At 37.8% G+C, this 10,073-nt stretch carries 7 protein-coding genes; all 7 read right to left on the bottom strand.

All coding sequences use genetic code 11. The features are described from left to right. Nucleotides 1-712: phage late control D family protein (locus AC1M86_RS07015; protein ID WP_481607612.1), on the bottom strand; the 712-nt coding region annotated here is incomplete at its 3' end. Nucleotides 713-970: 258 nt separating this feature from the next. Continuing rightward, nucleotides 971-2,536, bottom strand: a complete 1,566-nt coding sequence (gene ahpF, locus AC1M86_RS07010; protein ID WP_481590248.1) for an alkyl hydroperoxide reductase subunit F — start codon at nucleotides 2,534-2,536, stop codon at nucleotides 971-973. A 171-nt stretch (nucleotides 2,537-2,707) separates the two neighbouring features. Continuing rightward, a complete protein-coding gene (locus AC1M86_RS07005) occupies nucleotides 2,708-3,628 on the bottom strand; it encodes a hypothetical protein (RefSeq protein ID WP_481595887.1) in 921 nt (306 codons plus the stop codon). A gap of 17 nt (nucleotides 3,629-3,645) precedes the next feature. Continuing rightward, nucleotides 3,646-4,776 carry a toxic anion resistance protein gene (locus AC1M86_RS07000; RefSeq protein WP_481607611.1) on the bottom strand — a complete coding sequence of 377 codons (1,131 nt, stop codon included), beginning with the start codon at nucleotides 4,774-4,776 and terminating at the stop codon, nucleotides 3,646-3,648. Between the two features lie 8 nt (nucleotides 4,777-4,784). Continuing rightward, the gene (locus tag AC1M86_RS06995; RefSeq protein WP_481607610.1) at nucleotides 4,785-5,567 is read right to left on the bottom strand and encodes a tellurium resistance protein; all 783 of its coding nucleotides are present in this window, start codon (nucleotides 5,565-5,567) and stop codon (nucleotides 4,785-4,787) included. 128 nt (nucleotides 5,568-5,695) lie between these two features. After that, on the bottom strand, nucleotides 5,696-8,107 hold the full coding sequence (locus AC1M86_RS06990; protein WP_481607609.1) for a CSLREA domain-containing protein: 2,412 nt from the start codon (nucleotides 8,105-8,107) through the stop codon (nucleotides 5,696-5,698). 12 nt (nucleotides 8,108-8,119) lie between these two features. Next, nucleotides 8,120-9,910, bottom strand: coding sequence for a rhombotarget A (rbtA, locus tag AC1M86_RS06985; protein WP_092766786.1), 1,791 nt, complete (start codon nucleotides 9,908-9,910; stop codon nucleotides 8,120-8,122). Between the last annotated feature and the right edge of the window lie 163 nt (nucleotides 9,911-10,073).

Here is a 10,073-nt window from a genome sequence, read left to right as displayed (position 1 = left end):
CTGTCGCATCACTGCGGTGGTAGCGAATGTTGCGTCGGTTAAGGGCTTGGTATTGGCTGTTGTCGTCAATCAGGCGGAGCTTTTGTGCTTCGATCGGGCTGTTGTTGCTCGGTACAATCAGTTGGGCTTCATCAATGAGCCAGTTAATGCCTTCACTGCGTAGTAAGCGAGTCAGAAAGTCGTAGTCGCTTTCGTTGCTTTGCATGATGAAGGGTCGGATGTCGTATTGTTGTTGTAGTCCACTGTGGTCTAGGCTGAGGCTCGAGGCAAAGAGTGGGCTTTTGTTTTGCCATTCTTCAAAGAGGATTTCCACCACTTCGACCACGGATTTATTCATAAATACGCGGCTGTTGCGGCGTTTGTGCCACAAGTTTGTTGCATCGTTGAGCGTGAGTTTGTAGAGGGTCAGTGCCCCATCGCTTTGTCCTTGTGAGGCTTCGGTGATGATGCCAGTGGTTCTAAACAGGGTTCCTTGATCAGTGACTTGATCGACGGCCACTTGTGTGCCGATGAATTGTTTGAGTGGAATTAAGGCATTGGTCGAGAGACAGATGAGTTCTGCTTGCACGCCTTCGTTAAGGGCATGGCTGCCATCGATGCGTTGTAGGAAGACTTGGCTATTCAGCTGTGAATGACTGAATTGGATGTGGAGGGCTCTGTTTTGGGCGGTTAGGCCAAGCTGTTCCAATGCCGAAAAGATGTTGGCAAGCATGGTTATTATCTGTCTTTTATAATTTAGTAAGGCTAAAGAATTTCTTAATATTTAAACAAAAAACAGACACGATAAACAGGTCCTGTTACACAAAACACCCATTTATTGTGAAATAAAATTACAAATAAAATACAGATTTGATTTAGTAAATAATATAGATCAAGTTAATGATTACAAAAAAAGAGGCTGAAGTGTTAGCATCTTCAACCTCTGTAAACTACAAAACTAAGAACTTCTTATTTAAAGAATATGATTGAACTACTGTCCAGAACGAATGATGTAATCAAACGCTGACAGTGATGCTTTCGCGCCTTCACCAGTGGCAATGATGATTTGTTTATAAGGTACTGTTGTACAGTCACCCGCAGCGAATACACCTTTTACATTGGTTTCGTTGCGATCGTTAATCACAATCTCACCACGGTTGGTTAATTCAACTTGAGTTTCTTTTAAGAAATCCGTGTTGGGTAACAAACCGATTTGTACGAAGATCCCCGCCAATTCGACAGTGTGTTCTTCATCCGTCGCACGGTCTTTGTATTTCAGTGCAGTGACTTGTTTGCCATCACCCACAACTTCTGTAGACAACGCATTTTTGATGACAGTCGTGTTAGGTAAGCTGTTCAATTTATCTTGAAGAACTTGGTCAGCACGTAGTTTGGTATCAAACTCAACTAAAGTGACATGCTCAACAATACCCGCAAGGTCAATTGCCGCTTCTACACCAGAGTTACCACCACCGATCACAGCCACACGTTTACCTTTGAACAATGGGCCATCACAGTGTGGGCAGTACGCAACACCACGGGTTTTGTATTCTTGCTCACCTGGTACATTCATTTCTCTCCAACGAGCACCTGTAGACAGGATGACCGTTTTCGATTCAAGTTTTGCACCATTCTCTAAAGTCACTTCAACTAAACCGTTGGCAGTTTCATCTGCACCTTTGATGTCAGACACACGTTGTAAGTTCATGATGTCGACACCGTATTCACGAACATGTGCTTCCATTTCAGCCGCAAACTTAGGACCTTGCGTCTTTTGCACTGATGTAAAGTTTTCAATATCCATGGTGTCCATGACCTGACCACCCATGCGCTCAGCAACGATTCCTGTACGGATACCTTTACGAGCCGCATAGATTGCAGATGTGTTACCTGCAGGACCACCACCAATCACAAGCACGTCAAATGCATCTTTGGCATTGAGCTTTTCAGCATCTTTCGCAGCAGAATTAGTATCGAGCTTCGCAACAATTTCTTCCAATGTCATACGACCTTGACCAATATGTTCGTTGTCTTGGAACACCATTGGGACAGCCATGATTTTGCGTTCTTCAACTTCATCTTGGAAGAATGCACCATCAATCATGGTTGCAGTTGTGCCAGGGTTGTAGATTGCGATCAAGTTAAGTGCTTGAACCACATCTGGACAGTTATGACAGCTTAAAGATACGAATACATCAAAGTCAGATTTGATTTCTAAAGCTTTGATGGATGCCAATACTTCGTCAGAAACTTTTGGTGCATAACCAGAAGTTTGTAGCAATGCCAAAATCAAAGAAGTGAACTCATGACCCATTGGTAAGCCTGCGAAGAAGACACGCGGTTCTTCACCTGCTTTTGCAATACCAAAGCTCGGCGCACGTTTATTTTGACCATCAAAACGAGCTGTGACGAATGGAGAAAGTGCAGCCACTTCTTCCACAAGTTCTTTGATTTTTGCAGATTTGTCTGAATCATTTAAAGTCGCAACCAATTCGATTGGACCTTCAAGGCGTTCTAAAAGCGTTTTTAATTGAGCTGAAGTATTTTGATCTAACATTGCTAACGTCTCCAAAGGAGTAATATTTATTTGATAAAGCTATATTAGAAGAAATACAAAAATAGGTAAAACAGTTTGTTTACATAAAGACTATCGAAAAATTGAATTAAAAAATCATTCATTTAAAAATGAATGATTCTTTTATGATGGTCGTAACAGTACAAACTTTAACTATATCTCCAAACGTTGAGTGATCGTTTGAATTCTGCTTTTAAAACTACGAGCTAATCCAAAGAAAATAAGCATTAACAATAACATGATGGCTGAGAACACCATTAATATCATCTTGACGACTTCTGAAATTTGTCGTGCCTGATTTGCCCGATGATCTATCGCTTTTGCCCAAGGAGTAATAGATTGACCATAAACTTGTTGCTGCATTGACCATAACTGCTCTGCATTAAAACCATATTCGACAAACTGTTTTTCATTTCTTTCAGCTTGCGCAAGTCGAGCTAAATATGCAGTTGCTAGCTTGGTATCTTCAGGTTTGTGAATCAAAGCCACTTGCGCAAGGACGTAGGCTTGTATAATTGGATTGACCTGTTGTTCAGTCATGATGACAGCAATCTGACTTTCGTGAATCGATTTATCATAATGACTTAATTGATATTGTTGTTCCAACGACTCATCATTCAAGTCATATTGAACATAGGTCAAACCTGACCAAATTAAAATGACAGCAATTAACCAACCAACAAACTTAAGTACAAATGATTGAAAGCGCACATAGAAAAAACGTATTTTCTTTAAAAAATGAACGATAAAAAAAGCACCAATGACTGAGCTAAATACTTTTAGAATGAACCAACCTAACCAAGATATCAAATTAAAAAAATAGTCAGGCTGATGTTGGTACACGTTTACGACTTCATCTAAACTATGTGGCAAATGAAGCTGCTGAACAGTTTCACTCATACCCATAAAACCATAAATCATGTCCTGATGAATAAAAAGCGACACAACTGAAATAATGAGTACGCTGGTACTTAGAAATCCCCATAAATTAAGTATACGATTTCGCTTGTACAATTCAGGCAATCTTTTCTGAATCTCAGTCTGCGCCACAAGATATTCATTGGTTTTATTCAAATTTAAACCTCAAGAAATTAGTGTTTTGGCTGATTTTGACTCGAATCCAAAACAAGTTGTTGAAGATTTCCTTGCAAAGCCTTAATACGGATTGATGCCTCTTCACGTTTTTGCATCCCTTCTTTCTGAATACTAATAACATCATTCACTGTTTTAATGAGGGTATTTTGAACATGTTCAAGTGTTTCAATGTCAATCACTGAACGTTGATTTGCTCGAGCAGTATCAACTGAATTCTGGTGTAATAAATCTGCATTCCGTTTAAGTAACTCATTCGTCGCATCATCAATAGTATTAGCCAATTGGACGCTATTTTTTTGCTCCTGTAATGAAATCGCTAAACTAATTTGATTTTTCCAAGCAGGAAGCGTGATATTTTTTATCGCATAAAACTTATCCACCAACATTGAATTATTTGATTGAATAATTCGAATCATCGGTAATGTCTGCATCGCAGATTGTTGCAATACCTGTAAATCACTCACTCTTTTTTCCAAATTGTTTGCTAAGTGATTTAAGTCGTAGATTTTTTGATTGGTTTGCGCATCTTGTTCTAGCGTACTCAATTCAGCTATTTGCTCTTGAACTTCTTGTTGTTTAATTTTCCCTGCAGCAATATAAACCCCTAATTGTTTATATTCATCCTGCACACCATCAAACATACGATCCAATGTATTTACACGGTCTTTTAAACCTTGTTGAGAGGTTTCAATTTCTTTAACTAAAGCATCTATTTGTTCTTTAGTGGAATTGAACTTTTGATCAAAGCTCTGTTTAGCACCCTTAAATCGATTTAAGATACTACCCAAGAAGCCTGAACTTTTAGCAGGGCTTAAAATACTGTTTGTATTGAGCTGTTGAGCCACTGTAACGACTTCATTTAACTTTTGACCTGTTGCATCCAAATCTTTATTTTTAACTAGATCCAGTAATTCATCCGTATAAGTCGCTGTTTTAGTCGCGATATTTTTCCCATATTCAGCAACCGTAGCATGATTCATATCAGCTAGTTCTTGGTGAACTGATTCGACTGCTGCAAGGTCTGACGTCGTCAACCCAATTTCTTTTAAATCTAACTTGGAAAACTTTTCCTCCGTAGAGATTAAGCTTAAGGATTCATTTTTCTTTTGAATTGGAAAATCAGACATAACACACCTTATTCTTTAATTAGTGATTTTTTTAAAGATCGAATCAGTTGTTCGCGACTTTGATCTAACTTGTCAATATCGACTGCGCCATTTTTAATTTGAGTTTGCTCAAGATGATATTGCCAAGCTGGGATTAATACTTGCTGCGCTTCACGAAAACGATCCGTCAGAGTTAATGAAAGTTGTTGAGTCAATTGCATTTGCATGAGAGAAATATCATTGTTTGCTTGTACCGACTCTAATGTTTGTATTTTTTTAGCCAATCGCTCCTCAAAGTTATCGAGTGGATGGCGATGATGAGAAAAATCTGTGTATTCTGTTAAAAATTGTCTTGCTGCTTGAATGTAGCGCGCCATTTGCTCTCTCAAACCAACTGCTTGCTGAAATCGAGAACTAGACTTTTGGATTTCAATGTGAATACGTTGGGACAGCTGATCAGCATCTAGAATGAGTCTATCTAAATCACGAATATAAGAAATTTGACCCGCACCGAACTCCAAATCCAGACCTAACCACTTTTGGAGAGCATTAAATTTTTTTTGTTTTAATTTCTTTTTGGATTGATTCAATTTTTGAATAATATCTGAAATTGTTTCGCTTAATTTTTTATTTAAAGTGGGGTCTATACCTACCAATAGAGCATTTTGTGCCTGCACAATATGTTCAGCATATAAATTAAGTTTAGACGAATCAGTCAATAAAGGAACAAGATCATGCCTCTTAATTGAGAGCAAATCCGAAGGATTAACTTCAATTTGATTTAAGGGTATAAGCTCATTAAAGGATGACATTGGTGTAATTTAAGAAAGTGATCAGCAATCTTCAAATGTAGCAATAAACTGTTCAAAATATACTAATTTTTTGCAAAATATTACACAAAATCAAACACAAAAAAAGCCAGCAAATGCTGGCTTTTTTATTAATGAGGTTTAGATTTTCTCATTCTAAGCCAACTTAAACCAATGAGTCCTAAAAGCCCAAACCCACCTAGGCTACCCCCTCCACTCGTACGAGAACTTCCAGGACCTGTTTCCGTATTTAGAACAGCTAATGTTCCCTCTCCTGATGAAGCGCCGTCTGCGTCCAATACTGAGTACTTAAGATCATAGGAAAAGACATCCAAATTATTGTTCAACTGAACTCGAATGTTTCCACCATAGCACTTTTTAAAACGGTCATTAGCACATGGCTCTACCCGATCCGCGATAATTGAAACGGGATTCGGTACTCTTGCAAAATAAATTGATACCTCATCTCCATTAGCATTATGGTAAAACTCCTTTTTATTTGGAGGATTAATTGCATTTCTGTTGCCATCACCTGCATCACTCGCTTCAGCCAGTAAATTTACACTGATTTGAGTCGATTTTTTTGGATTGATTGTATATTCCACGCGTTCAGGAACAGTTGGCACGATATTGATAAAATTACCAATTAAATATGCACTTGATGTTTTTTTACTGTCACTTTTTGAAGTAAGCGTATATGTACAGAATTCAGAGTCTCCACTCGGTGTTATGCGACCATCTGTTCTATACATGACTATCTGCTTAAGCTGCGGTTTCCACTCACATTTCAACCGATCATCAAACTTACCTAAGAACGTTTTATCGATATCTAATTTCCCAACTCCCACAACCTCAACTTTGACATCATAATTATCAACATTAAGATGCTCAATTTTTCGCACCTTACCATCAGGAGAAACAAATTCATCCGGTAAATTCAATTTAAATGGATCGAACAAAATTGGACGATATTGATTAAGATTATTTAACTCATTCAAAAATGCTTTTTGATCGGTGAGCTCCTTATTATAATAATCAATCACTTCTTCTTTGGTTTCAGGATCGGCAATAGCATCTTCGAATGCTTTAATTCTATTCTCAGTTGATTTCTTTATCTGAACCAGTGATTCATTTGCTTTACTTAAATTGGAAACAGTCAACTTTAATGTTTCTATCGCACCAATATCGCAAGTATTGGGAGTCGCATCTAAACTGTTGAGCGAGTCCAATCCAATCCGATTAATACCTCGTTGATCAAGCAGCGAACAACCATCAGTACCAAAATCAACTAAATCTGTACCACTAGAATTAATCTTCGGAAAAAAGACAGGATGAAAGTTAGTATTCTCATCATTAACTGGTAACGATGTTGAAAACAGATCATTGATACTCAATTGACTAACATCAAGACTATTTTTTTGTGCATTTTCTGACGCTTTTGCTGGTAGATCACAGTCTATAGATGGATTACTCAGTGGAATAGCATTTGCCAATAATTCAATACCTGCTGACTCAACTTGGCTCACATCACCGTGACTATATATACAGGCTTTAGCCTGATTAAAACCTATCACATTATGATTTAAGGCTTTTGCACCTGTATTTCCATACCAAAGCACAGATCGCGCGGTATTCGCGATAATCGTATTACTATCGAGCTTCAAAATAGAATTGGGACTCAAATTTATTTGACCCCCATCTGTTAAACGATCACTAAATTGAAAAATTTGACCTTGTGTAGTATTTAATACATTGGAAGATATTGTATTTGCTTGCAATTGAGTTGTAGGTTCACCACAAAATGAGAATAAACTGTTTGAAGCTGTATTTCCATTTTCGGTAATAGACATACGGGATAAATCAATCTTACGACGTGTGAACACAAGATTATCCAAACAAGACATCGCTATAACAGCGCCTTGCTGAGCTGTATTACCACTCACCCACCCGACCGAATAACTTAAAGAGCTATCACTGTCATTCAAAAATATCGCTCCACCTCTTAATGCAGAAGAGCTAGTGATATTTACATTATATAAATCAGTCTCGCCTCCCAATAGCAAAGCGCCACCGTTGGTAGATGATTTACCATTTCTCAGCTCTATATTTCTTAAACTCAAACTCGGTCGATTTAGATTGGTCGTATTAAAAATTCGATGTGTATTTTGACCATTAATTATAGTTTGAATTTTAGTTTGCGCAGGATAACTATTTGAAATGACATTCGGTTTGGAATAATCGACAGGCTCTTTACCCCTAATAATCACTGAAGAAGTTGGCTGAAGCTCTGCATTCAAGCTATAGGTACCAGCTTCAAGCTGAATAATGTCAGTTTGTGCTCGATCCGTATTACCTTTAGCACAACCTCCATAAGCTCGATTAGTCGAAGCAGCCGTCAACGCTTCTCTGAGTGAACACTTTGCATCATTAGTACCGTCTTCATCATCAAAGGTAGTGACATAAATTATTGTATCTTCAGCAGCCATCAATGACATTGCAGAAAGGACTGCTAAGGTCAAAAAAGCTTTTCTACTTTTCAACATACGATTCCCTTATTATTTTTTTCTACGTATCGCGATTAAAGTCATCAGACCTAATACGGAGATTAGACCTAGCCCCCCACCAGAAGTTTTTACTTTATCGCTTGTATAAGTATCTCTGGGGTCTTGTTTAATGACAGTTGGAATTTCGATATAAGGATTCATTGACTCATTTAACTGACGTGTAGATACAACGACCAAAACTTTAAAATCATCAGTTCCGTGCCAATTCCCTTGAGGTGTATACGTAAACTCTCCATTTTGGAGTAGTTCAGCTTTACCTTTACTAGGAGAGTTATTTTGTTGGATGATCATACAGCCCGCTTGCCATTCTTCTTTTTTCGGATGAGGTCCGACTAAGGCATCACATTGACTAGCAGGTATTAGCTCACCATCTCCTAGAAAATCATTAATATTTAACTTAACAATCTCTCCATAAAATATATCCTTGCCAAATCTGCCTGAAGACGTACTTGACTGAATAAGTTCGATTGCGCCTCGATCACACAAAATACGATCCTTACGTGCGTTGCCACGCTGATCAACTGTTTCACATGATGTACCATTTGAATCTGGTCCACGATTAATGATCGGAGAATCTGTCAATTGTCGATAACTAGGCAACACTCTTGGACGGAAATATCCTAAAGCATAGCCAGAATAGACTTTGAACGGACATAAAATGCCAGATGAATTAACATCACATTCACCTTCTACATCAGTCCCAGCTAATAATGTGCGCTCGCCCAGTTTTTCTGAAGCTGTGCCCTCACAACCAAAACCATATAAATTATTGTTTAAATTTGATTGATCGATTGCAGTCTCTACACGGCAGTCTCGATTGCCATTTTTTGCAATTATATTGTTAGTAAGCGATGCCTTCTTAAACGGTGCATTAAAAACCAAGCCAAAATCATTAAAGACCAGCGTATTGTTATTAAGCGCAATACCATCCTTCACATTGATAATATAGCCCTTATTATTAAAAATTGTTGAATTAGTCACTTTGGCATAATTGAGATTGGTCACCTTAGTTTCATCTTCACTCAACACTTTATGGCTATAGATTGCGAAACCTTCTGAATCTGTTGTTTTATTACCTTTAATAACAGAAGCACTAATGTCAAAATCAGGATATTCACTATACAAAACAGCACCTTGTTGTGCTTGATTGTTTTCCAATAACGAATTAACTAAATTCACTCGCGCGGAACGAATTTTGCTGGTTTCGGATTCAATAAATGATTCAACATTATAAATCGCACCGCCAAAATTCGCTTTGCCATTGATAAGATGGCTTTTATCTAATTTTAGCCGTTCATAATTGAGAATTAATCCACCTTTGTCTTTGCATACAGATGCAGTACAACCTTGCAAGGTAATTTCGTAAAATTCCACACCAATTGCAGCATCTCTAATTTCATCATCAGCTTTAGGACGAATTCGCTCAATATGGAAAATTCTATCAGTACCCTTCATTGTTATGACGGCATTTTTTGTACCAGGAATATCGTCGACAATGGTAGTTTCATACTGCGTTCTAAAAACCATCGGTTTAGAGATGCGAACTTGCTCGTTTAGGAGATATTCTTTCGTAGATAAGATAATATTATCTGTGGCATCTTTACCACCACAGCCATTGAGACCTGCTTCAGGTTTACCCTGATTAATATATTCAATTGCTTCACGCAACGAACATTGATCATCATTTTTGGTGATATCTTCAGTGGTCGTAACCACAATATCTGCACTGAATACATGCCCTGTTGCACACAACAATACAAGACCTAAGCCCCGTCTGAGCATTACCATCTCCTTAATTTTTCTTTATTTTTTTAAGTAGCGAACTTTAATTATGTAGCGCTATTTGTCCATTTTGACTAATCTGTCACAAATTTTTAGAATTCTCAATTATTTTTAAGTAAAAAATTGCCGAGTTCAGATAAAATTTACATTTTGAGTTTTGAAT

The organism is Acinetobacter sp. ANC_7654, from assembly GCF_056779855.1.
Note: the sequence above shows the minus strand (reverse complement) of the source record. Positions and strands in the feature narration are given on the sequence as shown.

Coding starts and splice junctions, on each gene's coding strand:
- ahpF (WP_481590248.1), bottom strand. CDS start 2,536: ATGTTAGATCAAAATACTTCAGCTCAATTAAAAACGCTTTTAGAACGC.
- AC1M86_RS07000 (WP_481607611.1), bottom strand. CDS start 4,776: ATGTCTGATTTTCCAATTCAAAAGAAAAATGAATCCTTAAGCTTAATC.
- AC1M86_RS06995 (WP_481607610.1), bottom strand. CDS start 5,567: ATGTCATCCTTTAATGAGCTTATACCCTTAAATCAAATTGAAGTTAAT.
- AC1M86_RS06990 (WP_481607609.1), bottom strand. CDS start 8,107: ATGTTGAAAAGTAGAAAAGCTTTTTTGACCTTAGCAGTCCTTTCTGCA.
- rbtA (WP_092766786.1), bottom strand. CDS start 9,910: ATGCTCAGACGGGGCTTAGGTCTTGTATTGTTGTGTGCAACAGGGCAT.